An 18,892-nucleotide genomic window follows, 5' to 3' on the forward strand; every position below is an offset into this window, starting at 1 on the left:
GAGCCTGCTTACCCGCCTAACGGATGAGCAGCGCTGAAAAGCAAACGGCGCGAGCCAACTGGTCTCGCGCCGTTTGCATCCTGGTGCGGTGGCATTCAAGTCACAGCGCTCGCAAACGCCTCGAACGCGCTGGCCTCCACCGGCGGACAGAAGAAGTGGCCTTGCCCGTAGTCGCAGCCGGCAGCCAGCAGGATGTCGCGCTGCGACTCGGTCTCGATGCCCTCGGCAATCACGCGGATGCGCAGTGCATGCGCCATGCTGATGATGGCGTGGCACAAGGCCACGTCGTCCGGGCCCCGCGTCAGAGAGCGGATGAAGGACTGGTCGATCTTAATGTAGTCGATGTCCAGGCGCCGCAAGTACGACAAGGACGAGTAGCCGGTGCCGAAGTCGTCGAGCGCGATCTCGATGCCGGCCGCCTGGAAGCGGGAGAGCTGGTCCATGACATCGGCGTTCTGCTCCATCAGCGAGCCTTCGGTGATCTCGATGACGAGGCTGCCCACCGGCACGTTCCTGCGCTCGATCATGCTGGACCATGACTCGGGCCCGCTCGCAGGCGCGCAGAACTCCACTGGTGATTTGTTGACCGAGATCTGGAAGCCCTTGCCCAGCAGCACCTGCCAGCGCGCAAGCTGGTCCAGCGCTTCGGTCAGCACCCAGCGGCCGATGTCGATGATGAGGCCGGATTCCTCCGCAACGGCAATGAAATCGGCCGGGTGGATCGGCCCGCGCACCGGATGGTCCCAGCGGATCAGGGCCTCGGCCTTGCAGACCTTGCCCGTGCGCAGATCGACAATGGGCTGGTAGTGCAGCGCGAACTGCCCGGACGCCAGCGCCGTGCGCAGGTCCTGCGTGATGCGCAGGCGCTCCCTCTCCGCCTGCAGCAGCGCCTGGGTGAAGACCTTCCAGCGATTGCGGCCCTCCTCCTTGGCGGCAAACATCGCCTGGTCGGCGCACACCAGCAGGGCCTCGGCGTTGTCGGCGTCCTTGGGGTAGGTCGCCACGCCGATGCTGGCCGACACCACCACCAGCTCGCCGGCCAGGCGGTAAGGCGCGGCAATCCGCTCCAGGATGGCCTCGGCAATGCCCCCGGCAACGCCGGCATCGCCCACCGCGGGCAGGATCACGGTGAACTCGTCGCCGGCCAGCCGCGCCACGGTATCCCGCGCGCGCACCGATGCCGCAATGCGCTGCGCCGCCTCCAGCAGCAACAGGTCGCCCTGGTCGTGGCCGAGGGTATCGTTCACCTCCTTGAAGCGATCCAGGTCGATGAACAGCAGCGCCAGCACATCCTGCGTGCCGCGCGAACGCTCGATCTCCTGCCTCAGCCGGTCGAAGAACAGGCGGCGGTTGGGCAGATCCGTGAGCGCATCAAAATTCGCCTGATGCCGGATGACTTCCTCCGCCTGGCGCTTCTCGGTCATGTCATGGATCAGCGCAACGCGGCGGCGCTCGCCATATGCGTGGGCCAGGTAGGTATCTACGGTCAGGTAGGCGGGAAACTCGCTGCCGTCCATGCGGCGAATCGAGAATTCGCCGCTCCATCTGCCCTTGGCTGCCACGGTGGCCCGCAGGCGCTCAACCAGCCCTGCCGCATTGCCTGCCCCGCTGACGATATAGCCCGGGCGGCCCTTGACCTCCTTGGTTGTATAGCCGGTGGCGGCGGCAAAGGCCGGATTCACATCGATGATGGTGCCATCGAGCGACGTGACCACCATGGCCTCGCTGCTGGATGAATAGACCAGCGAAGCCAGCCGCATCTCTTCCATATGGCGCCGTCGCTCCGCCATGGAGCGGCGCAGGCTGTAGTACAGCAGGCCAAGCAGCAGCGTGGAAGCAATGGCACCGGCCAGGGCAACGCGGCGATAGACCTCGTAGGGCGCCAGCACCAGGCCGACGGACTCGCCCACCACGAAATTGAGCCCGAACTCCGGCACACGGTAATAGCCAAAGACCCGCTCCACGCCTTCGGAGCCCGACACCGCCCGATAACTACCAGACTGGGGCGACCCGCTGGCGAGGTACGGCCTGTTGCTGACCGCCCTGGCCAGCGTGCCCTCCATGGCCGGCACGCGCGCAATGACCTGGCCGGAAGTCTTGATGACCGACGCCACTTCGCCATCGCGGTTGGTGAACGACTGCGCAAAGCTGGCGAACTGCTCCGGACTGACCGAGACCACGATGACCCCGTCGAAGCTGCCCGCGCGCAGGATGGGGCGCGTGAACTGGATCGACCATTTGCGCGAGACCTTGCCCTTCACCGGGTCGCTGATGAACAGCATGTCGCGCCCGCCCGCGTTCTGATGGACCCGGAAATGCTCGCGCCCGCTCAGGTCGACCTTCTGGCCGGGCACGGGCGGGGCGATGGACGAGTAGATGAGCAGGCCATGCTTGTCGATCACCGACACCTGGAACGACAGGTCCACCACCAGGTTTTCCCGCTCACGCACCATGTCGATGAATCCCGGCTGGCCGACCAGCCAACTGGCCCGCAGATCAAGGAGGAACTCAGACAGCCGCAGGATGCTGGATTTCGAGTACGCGCCGAACGCCTGGGCCTGCGCCTGGGTACGCTCCGCGGCGTCGTGCAGCAAGCGGTCCCGCTCGCTCACGAGCTGAAACGCCGCGAACGCCCATGTTGCAATCAGCCACGCCGCCGCCGCCAGGTTCAACGGGGAAAAGACCTGGTGCAGGCGCTGCAGCGCCTTGCCATATCGGGTGGTCGAGCGTTCTGGCATCAATGAATATCGCAGCGCAGCGAAGAATCGACATCGATAGCAGGCTAGTCGAGGTCAGCGAACCAGACAAGCTGCACGCACTCTAGTCCCGTGCTGACCGCGCGGAGCCGGGCCGGCGTGCGCCGAAAGCGTCATGTCGTGATCATGCCCTGCTCGACTCGTGGGTACGTTGGCTACTATGTGCCATTCCGGCCTGATTGACGTCCCCCAAAAGGGGGCTAAGGCATTTTCGCCACGGACATTTCGGCGCCGCTCTCGGAGCCAGGCGTTATTACCGAAGGTAGAGCGGCGTTCCAGCCCCGACTCCGGCGACCTCCCCGAATCCTGCCTTCCGGGCAATCCGCACCGCCTGTCGTACATGGAAATCGCTGGCTACCACCACAATGGATTGTCGGCAGCATTGCTACCTGGACCTCAAGCCACCTACAGTTCAGCCCTTATAGTGCTATCCGGGATTTTGAGTAAGGTAGCGAGTTTCGTATCCCTCTGGCCTAGCGCAACGTCACGACTTCACCGCACCAACCAGTTTCCAACCGGCTCACCATCACCAACGCCGCGCCCGTGCCCTCCGCGGCGACGACACACCGCCCGTCCTCGTCCCAGAACGCGCTTTTCCCGATCGGTGACCATCCGCCCGTGTCCCCGCCGTGGTTCGCCATCAGCACGGCAAATCGGTGCTGCGCCGCATATCCTTGAAGCAATGCTGTATCCGCGTCGTAGCCGCTCGCGGTGATCAGCACGCCAGCGGCGTACAGGCTCGCGCCGGTGGAAGCAGCGTGCGCCGCATGCTCGGGATACCCGGTATCTGCGCAGATCGCCAGGGCGACGGTCGTCCCGTTGACGGATATCGGCCTGCCTCCTGATCCCGGGACGAAGACTGAGTCCTCTCCCGGATGCAAATATTGCTTCGTATAACAGGAAACTGTCCCGTCCGGACCCAATGCCAGGGCGCCGATCCGGACGACATCATTGAACCGCAACGGCGCGCCGACGACAGCGGTCACCCCTCGTCGAACGCACTCGTCCCTGAGCGGAGCCAGACGCGCATCGTCATCACGGAACGCCAATTCGTTCGCGACAGTCCATTCGTACCCGGTCAATGAAAGCTCTGGAAAGACGACCATGCGTGAACCTCTCACGGCGGCTTCGCGCAGAAACACCAGATGCCGATCAACGTTCTCCTGCACGTCGCCGGCAACGGATACGGATTGGGCTGCTGCTACGATGAAAGGCACTGACATTGTGAGATTCCGGCAAATGGTATTGGATGCAACGCTAGAGGAGTTTAGCTTTGCCGAGGTTTCGCGACGGCGATTTGATCGAGATGCGCGGCATTCTCCGCCCTTCAGGGCGGGGAAGGATAGCGCGACGGTGAGGCGGCTCAATGCCTCCGTAACCGTCTAATGTGGCATCCTCTTCTGCTCGATGGCATATCCGCCAGAAACTGTGCGGTGGTGCGCTATGGTTGCCATCCCACTTCGCCGGAAGTTGTGTCGGAGCGCTCATCGAGAGCGTGCGTCAGTACAGACACAGTGGCAACCTTACAGAGTTTCACGTTTGGGCTCTTCGGCTACCTGTACATTAGCCAGATGCAACGACTCCAGGCCTTCAAGTTCGAACTGATGCCGCGCGGTGAGCAGCAGCGCGACATGCGCCGATTCGCCGGATCGTGCCGGTCCGTCTACAACAAGGCGCTGGCGCTACAGATCGAAAACTATAGGGCTGGCGGCAAGTTCATCAACTATGTGGCGATGGCAAAGCGTCTCACCGAGTGGCGCAATGGACCTGGAACACCTTGGCTCAAGGACTCCCCGGTGCACCCGCTGCAACATGCGCTCAAGGATCTGGAGCGAGCCTACAAGAACTTTTTCGCTAGACGGGCCGCACATCCTCGCTTCAAGAAGAAGGGGCAGCGCGACAGCTTTCGCTACCCCGACCGGAAGCAGATCAAGCTGGATCAGGCCAACAGTCGCATCTTCCTGCCCAAGCTCGGATGGATTCGTTACCGCAGCAGCCGGGATGTGCCTGGCGAGGTGCGCAACGCCACGGTATCTCTGCATGCGGGCAAGTGGTTTGTCTCGATCCAGACCGCGCGTGAGGTGGAAAAGCCGGTGCCGCAAGCAACCAGCGCAGTCGGCATCGATGTTGGCATCACCCGATTCGCTACGTTCAGCGATGGTACGTTCCTCGCTCCGCTCCACAGTTTCAAACGGCACGAAGCCAGACTGCGCCGCGCTCAGCGAGCGATGAGCCGCAAGACGAAGTTCAGCGCCAACTGGAGGAAGGCGAAAGCCAGAGTCCAGCGCATCCACGCCCGCATCGGCAACGCCCGCCGCGACTACCTGCACAAGGCCACGGCCACGATCAGCAAAAACCACGCGATGGTCTGTATCGAGGACTTGCAGGTACGGAACATGTCCAGGTCGGCGGCGGGAACAGGCAAAAGCCCAGGCGCGAATGTTCGGGCTAAGTCCGGCCTGAACAAGTCCATTCTCGACCAGGGCTGGTTCGAGTTCCGCCGGCAGTTGGAATATAAACTGGCGTGGAACGGGGGCTGGCTTATCGCTGTGCCACCGCAGAACACGAGCCGGACGTGTCCGTGCTGCGGTCAGGTGTCGGCGCAAAACCGTACGACGCAGGCAAGATTCCGCTGCGTCGAGTGCGGATTCGAGGAAAACGCAGATGTGGTCGGAGCGATCAACATTCTGGCGCGGGGACACCGCGTTGCAGCCTGTGGAGAGTCGGTGCAGTCGGGCCGCTCGGTGAAGCAGGAACCCACCGCAGCGACTGCGCAGCTCATCGCGTAGCGCCGAAGGAATCCCCGCCCTTTCCGCCATAAGGCGGCGGTCGGAGGCCGAGGGAGGGGAGGATGTCAATCGCATGGCAACGCGGACGACCACGCCCGTGCCGGCGGACGAACCAAAGCCTATTCAAGTCGAGCGAGAGTTCATCGAGGTCGTGATCTTCGATGGCCGTCTGCTTAGTCGTGGTTCGCAGTTCGGCCACGTGGCCATAGAGATCGATGGCACCGTTTACAGTCGCGCACCTTCGATCTATTTCAAGGGATCCTATACAGCAATACGGCACAAACCTTGTCGGACGAAACCGGAGACCATTCCGGCATGTATTGGGATGGCATCGGCATGTACCTATGGGTGTCACAGCGTGAAAAGAAGCTGATCCGTGATGAACTGGAAATGCGGGTCGCAGAGAACTCAAAGTACAGATTGTTCGGCAATTCGTTCAGCACCAATGTCGCTGATGTACTAGAACTAGCGGGGATTCTTGCGCACGACCCACGCGGTTTCGATCTGGTATCGCCGGCTGACGTGCTAATGGGGCTGAGAAGATCGAATCGGCTGGTTGAGGAACGACACTACAAGAAGGGCTATGAAGGTGGCGCGTCGGGAAACTGGTAAGGGCAGGTCCTATGTTATATGGCTAGGTCTCGCAGCGGTTGCCGTTGGCCTATTTGGCCTGGTCAACGGCTATCGCCTCGATTTCGAAGGCCGGGTCGTTGCGAAACGTGTTGCGCTATACCAGGAGTTGGAAGGCATGCTAGACCCTGCGGCGAAGGTGGTCGGCTATGCTGAGCCCGGCACCGAATGCAGGTTGTTTCAGGTCGGCGCGAAATCGATACTGAACTTCCGGGTCAAGTGTGGCAATCTGATCGGCTGGACGACGGAAGGCCATTCGTTCGACCCGCCCATTACTACGCGCTGACGGAAGAATGAAGTTTCGCCAAATTGCTCCTTCCCATGTCCGAATCTTCAAAGCTTGCTGAAACCCTTACACTTGCCGTTGCGAGCCTGATTGCGCATTGAGCCGGGCTGGCTGTCTGCGGACGACGCTCGGGCTCAATACTCCTTCAACACCCATCCACTGATCGCTGCGAAGTACTCACGGAGCCAGGCGTTATACCGAAGGTAGAGTGGCGTTCCAGCCCCGACTCCGGCGACCTCCCCGAATCCTGCCTTCCGGGCAATCCGCACCGCCCGCCGTACATGGAAATCGCTGGTCACCACCACAATGGGATCGGTGGCGGCGACGCCCTGCTCTTCAAGCAACCGCCGGCTGAACACCAGGTTCTCCTCCGTGCTGGTACTACGCCCTTCTCGGACCACCCTGTCTGCTGCGACTCCACGGGCGATCAGATACTCCGCCATGATGTCCGCCTCTCGGCAGCGCAGCCCGAAATCCTGCCCGCCACTGACCGCGACCTTCGCATGCGGCCACAGCTGAGCCTGCTTCAAGCCCTGATCAAGCCGCGCAACCAACGTTGGCGAAGCGACGCAGTTCGGCGTGCCGGAGCCGAGGATGACGATGGCCTTCACGGGCGAGCTTCCCGGAATGGCGGCTTCGGTGCCGCGGTGGATGTCGTAGAAGAAGATGGCCACTGTCGCCAGCCATAGTGCGAATGCGATCCATGCTGCTTGCCATAGTTGCTGGCGCCTATGGCTGGCTGCTCGCCAGTGGGCTACGCGGGGCCACTGCCATGCAAGGAGCAGGAACGACGCGCCGATGCAGCCTGGCAGGACGATGCCGAAGTTGAACAGGCCCATGGTCATCAAGGCGATGGCGTCGGAGAGAAGCACGGCGCCGCATAGCGCAAGGCCCATGCGGCGCCTGAACGCCTTCGTTTTCATTCCCTGCATTGCGGTTGCTCGATTCAGTGTAAGAAAGGTTCGACAGCGAGCGGCATTGGACACTACCTCACCACATATGTCACCAGGTAAAGCGATGCCGTGCCCACAACGAGTAAGCCTAGCAGTTGGACGAGGCGCCTCGGCGTAGCCTCGCAAGCCCTCCAGCCCACCACCGCGAACACAATCGATGGCCCCAGAAAGTAGAGGTAGAGCAAGAGTGTGTACCAGGCAGGCACAGTACAAACGCCCACGTTCCAGCAACCCTCCAGGTTTTGAAAATCCCAGCCGAGGCCGAGTCGAAAGCTCATTCGATCTCCGATCCAGCAAGCGGCCCAAGTAGTCGCTGCCCCCGCTAGCCAGAATGCAGCGACAGTGTAGGTTCGTCTCATTTGATAACCCCAAACAGGGGATTCGCCATCCCGCCTGCCGGCACTGATGCCAATTCGTGCCCGTCGTGTTCTCCGATGTACATCCTTTCAAGCAAAATTCAGGATCGGCCTATTGTCACTCAACGCGGCCTACTCCCCAATGGAGGTGCGTAGTGAGCGCATCAGTGGTTCAACCCATACGATGGAGAGGAAAACGTGCGAATGAGTGCGGAGCAAATATGCAATGTGATTGATCGCAATCCAGACTTGAAATCGGAACTAAGATCCGTTGCGCAATGGCGAGGAGGCTGGACTTACGAACTGTCTACCCACAATCTGGTCCGACTGCTGAACCTGGAAGAGACGGCTCGCCGTATTGACATGCGTCAGGCATCCCTGCTCTTCAACGGGGTAACGCTGGTATGGTTGGAAAACGGGAGAACTTATCGACAATGGCCAGCCACTTCCGGCAAGCGCGGATATTCCGGCCCCGAGCATCAGGCAGAACGGAATTTGGGCCCGATTCCGGCTGGTCGCTACAAGGCGCGCCAGGGAAGAATGGAAAGATGGGACGACACCAGCTTCGTAGCGAAACTCCTGGCGATAGTCAAGCGAGGGCCATTCCCCTCTGGTCCTATCGCCTGGGGGCATCACCGCGTCTGGCTAGAGCCCCTTCCAGGGACGCAAACCTACGGTCGGTCCAACTTCTCCATCCACGGCGGTTGGGTGCCCGGATCCATCGGTTGCATCGACATGACGAGTTCGATGGACAGCTTCATCGGTGAGTTTATCTACTATGCAAAGGACATGGACCTTGTGGTCATGTATTAGGTGGGTGGCGTCCGGCGTGCTTCTCGCGATGATGGCAATCATCGCGATTGACGCCTGGCAGGCATGGCATTCACCCCAGCACTATCCATTTGGCGCAGAGGGGCCCGTGGCAAATCTCTGGGCGTACCAATCGCAGCGACACTACCTGATTGCAGCAGGACTTGCGCTCGCCGCCTGCTGCCTCGCGATGATGGGAGTCTGGTTGCGCCACTTGCCGAGATGGCTTCGCTGGCTATGTGTTGCACCACTTCTCGCCATGGTGATGACTACGGTCTATGAGTGGCTGATCGCGTTCGAATGAAACCGCAGCCTATGGCGTGACAGGCAGCGGGTCAGCCCAGATCGCGCCAGTGCTACTGCGTTCACGGCGGCGCCAGCCGTTGCCAGCCGAGCGCCGCACTTGGAGTCCAGCCAGCACTACTTCTTGCCTGGCGGTGTTCTCACTTCACAGCCCTTCAGCGTTCCTGCCCCTGCCGCAGAAACGGTGCCACGGCGCAGGCGATCAGCAACAGGCCCGCCATAATGACCAGCCCGTTGCGCGTACTGCCAGTCGCCTGTTCGATGATCCCCATCACCGACGGCCCGATGAACCCGCCCACCAGCCCGCAGGTATTGATGAGGGCCAGTCCACCCGCCAGCGCCACGCCCTTCAGGCGAGACGACGGGAACAGGAAGACGATCGACTGCACCACGAAAAACATCAGCGCGGTCAGCGAGAAGCCGACCAGCGCCATCACCGGGCCTGCAAAGGCGGCAATCAGCAGGCCGCCTGCCATCACGACCAGCCCCAGGCAGAGCAGACGGCGGCCGCGCCTTGGGGTGTTGGCATGTCGGGGCAGCCATGCGGCCCCGATGGCGGCGGCAATCCAGGGCAGGGAATTGAGCAGCCCGATTTCCACGGGCGTGAGCTTGCCGTACGTGCCGATGATGCCCGGCAGGAAGAAGATCACCGTGTAGATCGAGATCTGGTGGCAGAAGTAGATGAAGATCGCCAGCCAGACCTGCGGATCACGCATGGCGCCCAGGAACGAGTGGCCACCGTTGCCGGCGCTGGCATCGGCGGCTTCGGCGGCCAGCCGGCTGCGGACTTCCTGCGCCTGGGCTGGCGTCAGCCATGGCGCGCTGTCCGGACCGTCGGGCAGCTTCTTCCAGACCACCGCGGCAAGGAACACCGCAGGCAGGCCTTCCAGCACGAACATCCATTGCCAGCCCTTGTAGCCCCACATGCCATCCATGCCCAGCAGGGCGCCGCCCAGCGGGCCGCTGACGATGTTGGCGATGCAGACGCCGAGCAGGAAGTAGCCCACCGCCCGCGCGCGATCCTCGCGGCCGAACCAGTATGTGAGATAGAGCATCACACCGGGAAACAGCCCCGCCTCGGCCGCGCCGAGCAGCACGCGCATGATGTAGAAGGAGGTCTCGCCCTGGACAAAGGCCATCGCCGCGGACAGCAGGCCCCACGTCACCATGATGCGTGTGATCCAGAAGCGCGCCCCGACCCGATGCATGATCAGGTTGCTCGGGATTTCCAGCAAGGCATAGCTGAGGAAGAACAGACCCGCGCCCAGGCCGTAGGCCGCGGCCGAGATGTTCAGGTCGACAGCGATGTGGGTCTTTGCGAGGGCAATGTTGGTGCGATCGAGAAAGCTGATCACATAGGACAGCACCAGCAAGGGCATGAGCTTGCGGAACAGTAGTGCGGTCAGCGGGCGGTCTGTCGGCGCGGCCAGCGGCGGCGCGCCTGAGGCGGGTACGGTCTGCATGTGCGTAGTCTCCATCGGCGGATATGGCGCCACGCCCTGGGGCCGCGCGTCAGCCGTTCTGCCTGGTTGATGTCTTCAGTGTTCGATGGTTGGGCGGGGCCGGGCCGTGGCGGCCCCGCCGGTTCAGAACGCGGTGCCTGCCGCGCCCTTGAGGTCCAGGATGTCGCGGGCTTCGTCAGGCGTGGCCACGTCGATGTTCAGGGCTTCGAGCACGGTCCGGATGCGCGTGACCTGCTCGGCGCTCGATGCCGCCAGCTGGCCCGGACCGATCCAGAGTGAGTCCTCCAGGCCAACGCGCACGCTGGCGCCCATGGCCGCGCCGATGGTCGCCAGCGGCATCTGGCTTCGGCCGGCGCCCAGGATCGACCAGCGGAACTGATCGCCGAACAGGCGCCGGGCGGTGCGGTGCATGTGCATCAGGTCCTCGGGATCGGGGCCAATGCCGCCCAGGATGCCGAAGACGGATTGGATGAACACCGGGCCACTGACCAGGCCACGGTCAAGGAAGTGCCGCAGGTTGTACAGATGGCTGATGTCATAGCACTCGAACTCGAATCGCGTGCCGTTGGCATTGCCGATGCGCAGGATGTTCTCGATGTCCTGGTAGGTGTTCTTGAAGATCAGGTTGCGGCTGTTCTCCAGGTGTTCGCGCTCCCAGTCGTGCTGGAATTCCTTGAAGCGGTCGAGCATCGGGAACAGGCCGAAGTTCATCGAGCCCATGTTCAGGGACGCCAGCTCCGGCTTGAAGGTCGTGGCCGGCAACATGCGCTCTTCCACTGTCATGTGCGGGCTGCCGCCGGTGGTGATATTGATCACGGCGTCGGTCTCGGCGCTGATCCTGGCGAGGAACGGCCGGAACAGCTCCGGGTCCTGCGACGGGCGTCCGTCTTTCGGGTCGCGGGCGTGCAGGTGCAGGATGGCGGCCCCTGCGCGCGCCGCGTCGATGGCGGCTGTTGCGATCTCGTCGGCGGTCACCGGCAGGTGGGGCGACATGCTGGGCGTGTGGATGGCGCCGGTCGGGGCGCAGGTGATGATGGCTTTGGCTCGCTTGGCCATGGTGATTCCTTTGTCGGGTGTTGTCGCGTTTTGTCGGATAGCGGGCCGCGGATATCCGGCGGCCCCCGGAATGCGCTGGTCGCGCTAGCTGAGCGCCTGGGTCAGGCCGTCGACGACCATTTCCTGGCCGTGCACATTGGCCGCCTGGTCGCTGCAGAGAAAGCGCACCATGTTGGCGATGTCGCGCATCGTCACCATGCGGCACAGTGCCGCCTGCGACGTGTAGTCGCGCGTGACTTCCTCTAGCGGCTTGCCGAGCGACTCGGCCTTCGCGGCAATGACGGCGCGGATACGCGGGCCGTCGACCGCACCGGGCAGCACTGTGTTGACACGGATGCCATCCGCGCCCAGTTCAAGCGCCAGCGATTTGGTAAAGCCCACCACGGCCCATTTCGATGCGGAGTAGGCGGAACGGCCCGGCATGCCGAGATGCCCGGCTGCGGAAGACAGGTTGACGATCGACGGCGCGCGCCCCTGCCGCAGGCGCGGCACCGCGGCGCGGGTGCACAGAAACTGGCCGGTGATGTTGACGGCAAGCGTGCGCTCCCAGTCGGCCAGCGAGAGTGTTTCGACACCGCCAGTCGGGCCGGCAACCCCGGCATTGTTGACCAGTACATCCAGGCCGCCAAAGGCATCATCCACCGCCTGGAACAGCGCCTCGACGTCGCTTTCCTTCGACACATCGGCCCTGACTGCCACTACGCCGGGCAACTCGGCACAGACACGTTCGAGGCTGCCGCCAGCCACGTCGCAAACCGCAACGCGGGCGCCCGCCTCCACAAATGCCCGTGTGATCTCCAGGCCAATTCCGTCCGCGCCGGCGGTCACCAGTACGCGCTTGCCGGCGAGCGATTCATCCTTCCACATGATTCCAATCCTCTTGGGAACAGGCGGCTGCCTGCCTTCCGGACGAAGATTAAAACTGTGATCACAGATCAAATATAGAGAATAACCCTATGTGCTATGCTTCGCGGCATGACCCTGAATGACCTTGTCACGCCCCTTGTCCGCCAGACGCTCAGCCGCGACGTCTACACGCAGCTGCGAGACCTGCTGATCAGCGGCCAGATGATGCCGGGAGAGCAGATTTCCCTGCGCAACATTGCCGCCGCACTGGGCGTCAGCGTCATGCCGGTGCGGGAAGCGGTGCATCGCCTGGTTGCCGAGCAGGCACTTGAGCTCACGCCAAACCGCGCACTGCGGGTGCCGAGGATGAGCGTCAGCCAGTTCGAGGAGATCACCAAGATCCGGATCGAACTGGAGGGACTCGCCACTGCGACCGCGGCGGAGCGCATCACCGATGAGGAACTGAAGCAGGTACAGGCACTGCACCGCCGGTTTGCCGACGAGATGTCGAAGCGCAGTCCCGACGGCGCGGATGTCATCGCCGCGAACCAGGCCTTTCACTTTGCCGTGTATGCGGCGGCGCGCATGCCGATCCTGTTGCAGATGATTGAGTCGCAGTGGTTGCGCATCGGCCCGATCCTTAACCATGACCTCCGCTCCGGATCGCGCCGCGTGGAAGAGCGCGTCGCGGTCAAGCATCACGACAATCTGATCGAAGCGCTGCGCAGGCATGACAGCGCGGCGGCATGCGCGGCGCTGCGCGGGGATATCGAGAGCGCGGCGGCCTATATTGTCTCGGCGGGGGTACTGGTCAATACGGACAGGACCGAGGATGCGGCGGTCACGCTGGTGCCCTTGAAGCGGGCGGCGAAGGCGGGGCGTGCGGGGATGAAGGGCTGATCAGCGCGGCAGGCTTGAAGAAGTTCAAGGCATTCAATGAGGGGCTGACATCGATACCGTTTTGAAGCGAGCCATCACCTCCAATGCCTGCATTCCCGCCCCCCTCAAGCCGGCGCCAACCCAATCATCCGACTAACAGTCCCCGCAGCCCGCTGCAGCGCAGGCACCATCTCCTCCCTGATCCGCGCAGGCGTAGCCTCGCCCATTGACGTAGAGATCCCAAGCGACAGCTGCCTGGACCCCACTGCAGGCAGCGGCACGGCAATCGACATCTGATTGCTTTCCGGATATTCCAGCTCGCTCCATTCGCCGACCGGCAGCGCAAGCGCCATGGCCAGGGCACTGCCCGGCGGCAGCACGCTGCCTACCCGCAAGTTCATGACCACCAGCCGGCGCCGCTCGGCCGGCGCCATTGCGCGTCCGACGATGATGACGCCTTCCGGGTTGATCTCCCCCAGGTTCGCCGTGCCGGAATACACGTCAGCCAGTTGCTGCAGGTGCTCCTGCACCGCCTCGGTCACGCCCAGGCTTTCCATCGCGGCAAATCCGATCTCGAACACGCGCGTGGTGAGCCGCCACTGGTTTGCCTCGCGAGCCACGTAGCCCTCTTCCTCCAGCGTCAGCAGGAATCGCAGCACCGTGGGGTGGGGCAAGTCCACTGCGCGTGACAACTCGGCCAGGGTCGGACGGCCGTTCTGGCGGAACGCTTGCAGGATGGCTAGACACCTGAGGATTGATCTATTACTCTTCATTCGTTCACTACGTGTAATTTACGTTCACTAGATGAACAATATAAACAAAGAAAGCGTGGGCGGCAAGCATTCTCGCTGCCCCACCACAGGAGACAACATGAAGCGCCCCATTCTCAGTGCCGCGCTGGCCTGCGCGGCTGCAATCATGCCCGGGCCTGCCGCCTGGGCCAGCGATGCCTGGCCGAGCAAGCCGATCAGATGGGTTGTCCCTTACCCGCCCGGCGGATCCACCGACATGCTGGCGCGCATCGTCGGCCAGAAGCTGGGGGAACGGCTCGGGCAACCCGTGGTGGTGGAGAACAAGGCAGGCGCCGGCGGCAATGTCGGCACTGACTACGTGACCAAGCAGCCGGCCGATGGCTACACCATCGTGATGGGCAATATCGGCCCCATCGCGATCAATCCCTCGCTCTATCCCGACCTGCCGTACAAGCCGGGCAAGGATCTCGCGCCGGTGACCATGCTGATGGCGGTGCCCAACCTGCTGGTCGTGAATACGGCACTGCCGGTGCAATCCGTGAAGGACCTGATCCAGTACGGCAAGCGCCAGGCTACGCCGCTGACCTATGCAACGCCGGGCGCCGGCACCTCGCTGCACCTGGCGGGCGAGCTGTTTGCCAGCACCGCCGGCGTGCGCATGACCCACGTTCCCTACAAAGGCAGCGCGCCGGGGCTGAACGACACCGTGGCGGGCCATGTTCCGGTGATGTTCGACAACATGCCGTCGGCGCTGCAGCTGGTGAAGTCCGGCAAGCTGCGCGCGCTGGCGATCACCGGGGCCCAGCGTTCGCCGCTGCTGCCCGATGTGCCCACCATGGCGGAAGCCGGCCTGCGCGGCTATGAGATTGCAGGCTGGTTCGGCGTGCTGGTGCCCGCAGCAACGCCCAAGCCCATCGTTGCCCGGCTGGATTCAGAGCTGGAAGCCGTGCTGAAGATGCCCGACGTCCGCAAGAAGATCGATGAGATGGGCGGCGTCATCTCCGGAGCCGGGCCGGAGGCGTTCGGCGTCTTTATCGATGCGGAAACGCAGAAGTGGCGCGCGCTGGTGCGCAGCGCCCACATCACCGTCCAGTAACCCTCGCAGTCGCTAACACTTTTTAAGCAAGGAGAACGCAAGCCATGTCGCAATACCGTTTCATCGATGTCCAGCCCATCGCGGGCGCCCTCGGTGCGGAGATCAGTGGGGTAGACCTGTCCCAGCCGGTGCCGGACGAGACGTTCGCAGAGATCCGCTCGGCGCTGCACAACCATCAGGTGATCTTCTTTCGCGACCAGCAGTTGACGCCGGACCAGCACAAGGCGTTCAGCGCCCGCTTTGGCGATCTGCTGGAAGTGCCGTTCGTCCGCGCGCTGGAAGGCCACGCTGAAATCCTGCCGGTGATGAAGGGCAAGGCGGAGCAGACCAAACGCAACTTCGGCGGTGCCTGGCACACGGACATGAGCTATGCAGAAATCCCGCCGCTGGGGTCTGCCTTGTATGCGCGCGTGATTCCGCCCTACGGTGGCGACACCATGTGGGCCAGCATGTATCACGCTTACGACGCTCTTTCCGATGGGCTAAAGCTGGTGCTCGACAAGTTGCGCGCGGTACATAGCCCCGTGCGTTCCTATGGCGCCAGGGGCGCCGTGGTCAACAACGGCGACCCCGCCCACAAGATGGACGTGCGTACCGATGACCGCGCCAACAGCGAGGTCCTCCATCCGGTGGTGCGGGTGCATCCCGCCACGGGCAGGAAGGCGCTGTACGTCAACAGCACCTACACCATGCGCTTCGAGGGCATGACCGAAGAAGAAAGCGCGCCGCTGCTGCAATACCTCTACGCCCACGCCGCCCGCCCCGAATTCACCTGCCGCTTCCGCTGGACCCGCGGCGCGCTGGCCGTGTGGGACAACCGCTGCACGCAGCATCTGGCGATGAACGACTATGACGGTTTTGACCGCGAGCTGCATCGCACAACCATCGCCGGCGACCGCCCGGTCGGCGTGGCAGCCTGAGCGCGCCGCTGTGCGCCTGGTGCGCCCCACTCGCTCCCTTACGCTCATCAAGGAGACGCGCAATGGCAATGCAAGTTCTGCCGCAGGACGCCCCCTGCGGCGCGCTGGTCAGGGGCCTGGACCTGAAGCAGGCACTGACCGATGCGCAAGTCGCCGAGATTCGCCGGCACTGGCTTGAGCACCAGGTCCTTGCCTTCACCGACCAGGACCTGGCCATCGAGGACATCGAACGCTTCGCGTCAACGATCGGCCCGCTCGGCAGCGATCCGTATTTCACCGCCATCCCTGGCCATCCCCATGTCGCGCAAGTGCGGCGCGATGCCAACGAACGCACGCCGATCTTTGCCGAGTCCTGGCACTCGGACTGGAGCTTCCTGGCGCAGCCACCGGCGGCTACGGTGCTATACGGCAATGTCATTCCGCCAGTGGGCGGTGACACGCTGTTCGCCGACCAGTACGCCGCCTGGGACGCGCTGCCGGCGGAACTCAAATCACTGGTGGACGGCAGGCAAGGCGTCCATTCCGCGCGGCGCGGCTATTCGCGACAGGGCGCATATGGTGAGAAGGACAAGGGACGCTCGATGGCTATCCGCTATTCGGACAGTGCGATGGCAACGCAGCTACACCCCATTGCGCGCAAGCATCCCGAAACCGGGCGCACAGCCTTGTTTGTCAGCGTGGGCTATACGATCGGCATCGATGGCATGAGCGACGAGGAGGCGGCGCCGATCCTGCGTGCGCTGTTTGAGCACCAGGCCAGGCCGGAGTTTGTGTATCGCCATCGGTGGTCGCGGGGGATGCTTGTTGTTTGGGATAACCGATGTGTGAATCATGCGGCGACTGGTGGCTATGATGGGTATGATCGCCTGTTGCACCGGATTACTGTGGAGGGGCGCGGCGATCGCGTTGGTTGACGCTCCGGGCCGACGTTGGGGGCCGACGGGATGACGGCGACTGTATGACTTGCCTCAGTCCGGATGCGGCGGCAAGGGGCGCCGCGCCGTGGCCGCGGCGCACAAGCCCGTGTATGCGGCCCCCAGTGCGGAGGCTGCGCTGGCCGAGCTGGAGGCCTTCGACCAAGACAAATGGGTAAGGACTACTCCCCGATCGCCGCGTCCTGACGTCGTGTCTGGGATCAGGTGATCCCGCTCTTTGCCTTTCCGCCGGCGATCCGCAAGATCATTCACACAACAAATGCCACTTGAGCGCTGCGAGCCGCTTCATGCCAATGAGGTCCCAGTGATATTCCACTTCAGTTAGTACCACTGAGCCCCGGGTCGAGACGCGCCGGTCTAGCAGTCGTCCGCCGGCACGTTCGTAGAACCTGCGCGCCCGTGCATTTTCCTCGAGTGACCACAGGCGCATCGAACTGGAACCTCGCCTCAACAAGGCTGACGCGCAGCACGACAGAAGCCTCAGGCCGACACGCTTGTCATGAAACGCCTGCAGTACGTAGAGGGCGTAGACCTCTCCCCGACATTCCTGCTCTGCTTCGCGACATGGTCCGCAATCGGAAAAGCCGACGACTTCAGCCTCACTGGTCGCGACGAAACAGGCTACCGATGGGTCCGCGAGAATGCGATACCTGGCTGGCAGCCGGCTTTCCGCTGTCACGTTCGCAAGCATATCTTTGGGAAGCAGCTCGCCATATGCTTGATGCCAGCAAAGCGCATGTACCGCCGAAATCGCAGCCGCATCGGCTTGGGTGGCAAGTCGGATGGTCAGGTCTTCCTGATGCGGGCGATCGGGCATTGGTCTGGTCATGTGGTTGCTAATGGAACCTCGCGATCCTCGGCCCAAGATCACCTCAAGTCAAACAAGCCGCATTAACCACCCCCACCGCCAACGAAATCACCCCCATCACCGCCCCAACCCCCCGGTTATCGCTGGAAATAGCCTCACCAACACCCCCCAACGCCCTCGCCACCACCAGATAAGCCAACACCTGCACCGCAAACGCCCCAAACGCCCACAACAAAAACATCCCAAACGTAGCGTTGTGCTGAATGCTCGACGACAACGTCAGCGAGAACCCCAGCACCGCCCCGCCCAGCGACAACGCCGCTGCAACATTGCCCTCGCGGATCAGCTGGAACTCGCGATGCGGCGTCACCCGCGTATAGACCAGCAGGAACAGCCCCAGCATGGCAAAGCTGGTGACGATATAGATCAGGTAGGCAAGCGCCGGGTGCATGGCATTGACCATAGGTTGGACTCGTTGTCAGTTGTCAGGGATGTGAATACGACATGGCGATCGGCAGGCGGCACTCAGCCGCCGCCGGAGCGTCCGGAGCTGCCGAAGCGGCTGGTGAAGCCGCCGCGCGATACCACCGGTGCGCGCGATACGGCCGCGGCGCGCATGGACAGGCCCATGGAGCGTCCGCCGCTGAGGGAGCTGCGGCGGACGGTGGCTTCTTCCACCATCGCGGCGTGCGGGGTGGCGTTGGTGAAGGATTGCATGCGCGTGCCGGTGCTGTCGTAGACGTTCATCGGGCGCAGCGGGCCGGCGGACATGTCGCGCCGGGTCTGGGTGCCGTTGGGGTGGTAGACGGTGCCGCTGGAGGTGTAGTACGGGCCGTACCAGCGCGCGTAGTACATGCTGCTGCCGTGGCTGGTGCCGGAGCCGCCGGTGGCGGCGTCGCTCGCGGATGCGTTCAGGCTGGAGCTGTAGATGGTGCTGGGGTCGTCGACCGGCACGCTTTCGCAGTCGTTGGGGGTGTTCCAGTCGGCTTCGCAGTCTTCCAGCGTGGCGTAGCTGGCGCGGCGTACGGTCACGCCGGGATCGTCGTCGGCGTCGTCGCTGCAGGAGCCGAGTGCCGCCACGCCGGCCACCACGGCGCAGGCGCCGATGATCCACAGCGCGGGCGAGCTGCGTTTCTGCTCGCCCGCATAGGGCTGCGGCTGCCACGCGGACCGGGGCGATCCTTTCGACTTGGGCTGGTACGGGCTGTCGTACTTTGACGGCTTGCGGCCGTTGTTGTTCTTCTTTGCCATCGG

19 protein-coding genes and 1 pseudogene are annotated in these 18,892 nt (G+C 63.2%); 10 read left to right on the forward strand and 10 right to left on the reverse strand.

Features of this window, described 5'->3' with window-relative positions; all coding sequences use genetic code 11:
• Positions 1-95: 95 nt before the first annotated feature.
• Positions 96-2,738 carry an EAL domain-containing protein gene (locus tag C265_RS24855; protein WP_010811390.1) on the reverse strand — a complete coding sequence of 881 codons (2,643 nt, stop codon included), beginning with the start codon at positions 2,736-2,738 and terminating at the stop codon, positions 96-98.
• Positions 2,739-3,229: 491 nt separating this feature from the next.
• A complete protein-coding gene (locus C265_RS24860) occupies positions 3,230-3,979 on the reverse strand; it encodes a carbon-nitrogen hydrolase family protein (protein WP_010811391.1) in 750 nt (249 codons plus the stop codon).
• Positions 3,980-4,327: 348 nt separating this feature from the next.
• Here C265_RS24860 and C265_RS24865 point away from each other — a divergent pair, with 348 nt between their 5' ends.
• The 3 genes from C265_RS24865 (at position 4,328) to C265_RS24870 (ending at position 6,461) form a co-directional block, all read left to right on the forward strand.
• Positions 4,328-5,545, forward strand: coding sequence for an RNA-guided endonuclease TnpB family protein (locus C265_RS24865; protein WP_037025296.1), 1,218 nt, complete (start codon positions 4,328-4,330; stop codon positions 5,543-5,545).
• Positions 5,546-5,830: 285 nt separating this feature from the next.
• Positions 5,831-6,157 carry a hypothetical protein gene (locus C265_RS32350; RefSeq protein WP_144062266.1) on the forward strand — a complete coding sequence of 109 codons (327 nt, stop codon included), beginning with the start codon at positions 5,831-5,833 and terminating at the stop codon, positions 6,155-6,157.
• Complete coding sequence (locus C265_RS24870; RefSeq protein WP_010811393.1) at positions 6,129-6,461, forward strand: hypothetical protein; 333 nt, start codon at positions 6,129-6,131, stop codon at positions 6,459-6,461. The genes C265_RS32350 and C265_RS24870 overlap by 29 nt, the downstream gene beginning before the upstream one ends.
• 134 nt (positions 6,462-6,595) lie before the next feature.
• Here the strand turns inward: C265_RS24870 and C265_RS24875 are convergent, their stop codons facing one another.
• Positions 6,596-7,384, reverse strand: a complete 789-nt coding sequence (locus C265_RS24875) for a YdcF family protein (protein WP_037025297.1) — start codon at positions 7,382-7,384, stop codon at positions 6,596-6,598.
• A gap of 590 nt (positions 7,385-7,974) precedes the next feature.
• Between C265_RS24875 and C265_RS32355 the strand changes: the two genes are divergently transcribed.
• Entirely contained in the window at positions 7,975-8,583 is a 609-nt protein-coding gene (locus C265_RS32355; protein WP_144062267.1) for a DUF2778 domain-containing protein, read from the forward strand.
• A 28-nt stretch (positions 8,584-8,611) separates the two neighbouring features.
• Positions 8,612-8,884 (forward strand): hypothetical protein, encoded by a 273-nt coding sequence (locus C265_RS24890; RefSeq protein ID WP_144062268.1) that lies wholly within the window; start codon positions 8,612-8,614, stop codon positions 8,882-8,884.
• A gap of 154 nt (positions 8,885-9,038) precedes the next feature.
• Here C265_RS24890 and C265_RS24895 read toward each other — a convergent pair whose 3' ends face one another.
• The 3 genes from C265_RS24895 to C265_RS24905 all read right to left on the reverse strand — a co-directional run bounded on the left by C265_RS24895 (position 9,039) and on the right by C265_RS24905 (position 12,269).
• Positions 9,039-10,346, reverse strand: a complete 1,308-nt coding sequence (locus C265_RS24895; protein WP_010811398.1) for an MFS transporter — start codon at positions 10,344-10,346, stop codon at positions 9,039-9,041.
• 123 nt (positions 10,347-10,469) lie between these two features.
• Positions 10,470-11,402 carry a 3-keto-5-aminohexanoate cleavage protein gene (locus C265_RS24900; protein WP_010811399.1) on the reverse strand — a complete coding sequence of 311 codons (933 nt, stop codon included), beginning with the start codon at positions 11,400-11,402 and terminating at the stop codon, positions 10,470-10,472.
• Between the two features lie 84 nt (positions 11,403-11,486).
• Positions 11,487-12,269, reverse strand: coding sequence for an SDR family oxidoreductase (locus C265_RS24905; protein WP_010811400.1), 783 nt, complete (start codon positions 12,267-12,269; stop codon positions 11,487-11,489).
• Between the two features lie 96 nt (positions 12,270-12,365).
• Here C265_RS24905 and C265_RS24910 point away from each other — a divergent pair, with 96 nt between their 5' ends.
• On the forward strand, positions 12,366-13,148 hold the full coding sequence (locus C265_RS24910) for a GntR family transcriptional regulator (protein WP_010811401.1): 783 nt from the start codon (positions 12,366-12,368) through the stop codon (positions 13,146-13,148).
• Between the two features lie 104 nt (positions 13,149-13,252).
• Here the strand turns inward: C265_RS24910 and C265_RS24915 are convergent, their stop codons facing one another.
• On the reverse strand, positions 13,253-13,900 hold the full coding sequence (locus tag C265_RS24915; protein ID WP_010811402.1) for an IclR family transcriptional regulator: 648 nt from the start codon (positions 13,898-13,900) through the stop codon (positions 13,253-13,255).
• A gap of 97 nt (positions 13,901-13,997) precedes the next feature.
• Between C265_RS24915 and C265_RS24920 the strand changes: the two genes are divergently transcribed.
• From C265_RS24920 to C265_RS31850, 4 genes and pseudogenes are all read left to right on the forward strand, one after another.
• Complete coding sequence (locus tag C265_RS24920; protein ID WP_010811403.1) at positions 13,998-14,975, forward strand: tripartite tricarboxylate transporter substrate binding protein; 978 nt, start codon at positions 13,998-14,000, stop codon at positions 14,973-14,975.
• Between the two features lie 44 nt (positions 14,976-15,019).
• Positions 15,020-15,895 (forward strand): TauD/TfdA family dioxygenase, encoded by an 876-nt coding sequence (locus C265_RS24925; protein WP_010811404.1) that lies wholly within the window; start codon positions 15,020-15,022, stop codon positions 15,893-15,895.
• A 62-nt stretch (positions 15,896-15,957) separates the two neighbouring features.
• Positions 15,958-16,809, forward strand: a complete 852-nt coding sequence (locus C265_RS24930; protein WP_010811405.1) for a TauD/TfdA family dioxygenase — start codon at positions 15,958-15,960, stop codon at positions 16,807-16,809.
• Positions 16,810-16,882: 73 nt separating this feature from the next.
• A pseudogene (locus C265_RS31850) lies at positions 16,883-17,094 on the forward strand (transposase); the annotation flags it as partial.
• Here C265_RS31850 and C265_RS31855 read toward each other — a convergent pair.
• The 3 genes from C265_RS31855 to C265_RS24940 form a co-directional block, all read right to left on the reverse strand.
• A complete protein-coding gene (locus tag C265_RS31855) occupies positions 17,075-17,659 on the reverse strand; it encodes a GNAT family N-acetyltransferase (protein ID WP_010811406.1) in 585 nt (194 codons plus the stop codon). The pseudogene C265_RS31850 and the gene C265_RS31855 sit on opposite strands and share 20 nt — an antisense overlap.
• Before the next feature lie 43 nt (positions 17,660-17,702).
• Positions 17,703-18,101 carry a DUF350 domain-containing protein gene (locus C265_RS24935; protein ID WP_010811407.1) on the reverse strand — a complete coding sequence of 133 codons (399 nt, stop codon included), beginning with the start codon at positions 18,099-18,101 and terminating at the stop codon, positions 17,703-17,705.
• Positions 18,102-18,163: 62 nt separating this feature from the next.
• Positions 18,164-18,889 carry a hypothetical protein gene (locus C265_RS24940; RefSeq protein WP_010811408.1) on the reverse strand — a complete coding sequence of 242 codons (726 nt, stop codon included), beginning with the start codon at positions 18,887-18,889 and terminating at the stop codon, positions 18,164-18,166.
• Positions 18,890-18,892: the final 3 nt, after the last annotated feature.

The organism is Cupriavidus sp. GA3-3 (assembly GCF_000389805.1).
GTDB classification, from domain to species: Bacteria; Pseudomonadota; Gammaproteobacteria; order Burkholderiales; family Burkholderiaceae; genus Cupriavidus; species Cupriavidus necator_D.

What these genes read in the sequence shown, in the direction of transcription:
- C265_RS24855 (WP_010811390.1), bottom strand. Translation starts at nt 2,738, where the DNA reads ATGCCAGAACGCTCGACCACCCGATATGGCAAGGCGCTGCAGCGCCTG.
- C265_RS24940 (WP_010811408.1), bottom strand. Translation starts at nt 18,889, where the DNA reads ATGGCAAAGAAGAACAACAACGGCCGCAAGCCGTCAAAGTACGACAGC.
- C265_RS24910 (WP_010811401.1), top strand. Translation starts at nt 12,366, where the DNA reads ATGCTTCGCGGCATGACCCTGAATGACCTTGTCACGCCCCTTGTCCGC.
- C265_RS24930 (WP_010811405.1), top strand. Translation starts at nt 15,958, where the DNA reads ATGGCAATGCAAGTTCTGCCGCAGGACGCCCCCTGCGGCGCGCTGGTC.
- C265_RS24905 (WP_010811400.1), bottom strand. Translation starts at nt 12,269, where the DNA reads ATGTGGAAGGATGAATCGCTCGCCGGCAAGCGCGTACTGGTGACCGCC.
- C265_RS24860 (WP_010811391.1), bottom strand. Translation starts at nt 3,979, where the DNA reads ATGTCAGTGCCTTTCATCGTAGCAGCAGCCCAATCCGTATCCGTTGCC.
- C265_RS24875 (WP_037025297.1), bottom strand. Translation starts at nt 7,384, where the DNA reads ATGAAAACGAAGGCGTTCAGGCGCCGCATGGGCCTTGCGCTATGCGGC.
- C265_RS24895 (WP_010811398.1), bottom strand. Translation starts at nt 10,346, where the DNA reads ATGCAGACCGTACCCGCCTCAGGCGCGCCGCCGCTGGCCGCGCCGACA.
- C265_RS24915 (WP_010811402.1), bottom strand. Translation starts at nt 13,900, where the DNA reads ATGAAGAGTAATAGATCAATCCTCAGGTGTCTAGCCATCCTGCAAGCG.
- C265_RS32355 (WP_144062267.1), top strand. Translation starts at nt 7,975, where the DNA reads ATGAGTGCGGAGCAAATATGCAATGTGATTGATCGCAATCCAGACTTG.
- C265_RS24935 (WP_010811407.1), bottom strand. Translation starts at nt 18,101, where the DNA reads ATGGTCAATGCCATGCACCCGGCGCTTGCCTACCTGATCTATATCGTC.
- C265_RS24865 (WP_037025296.1), top strand. Translation starts at nt 4,328, where the DNA reads ATGCAACGACTCCAGGCCTTCAAGTTCGAACTGATGCCGCGCGGTGAG.
- C265_RS24925 (WP_010811404.1), top strand. Translation starts at nt 15,020, where the DNA reads ATGTCGCAATACCGTTTCATCGATGTCCAGCCCATCGCGGGCGCCCTC.
- C265_RS31855 (WP_010811406.1), bottom strand. Translation starts at nt 17,659, where the DNA reads ATGACCAGACCAATGCCCGATCGCCCGCATCAGGAAGACCTGACCATC.
- C265_RS24900 (WP_010811399.1), bottom strand. Translation starts at nt 11,402, where the DNA reads ATGGCCAAGCGAGCCAAAGCCATCATCACCTGCGCCCCGACCGGCGCC.
- C265_RS24920 (WP_010811403.1), top strand. Translation starts at nt 13,998, where the DNA reads ATGAAGCGCCCCATTCTCAGTGCCGCGCTGGCCTGCGCGGCTGCAATC.
- C265_RS24870 (WP_010811393.1), top strand. Translation starts at nt 6,129, where the DNA reads ATGAAGGTGGCGCGTCGGGAAACTGGTAAGGGCAGGTCCTATGTTATA.
- C265_RS24890 (WP_144062268.1), top strand. Translation starts at nt 8,612, where the DNA reads ATGATGGCAATCATCGCGATTGACGCCTGGCAGGCATGGCATTCACCC.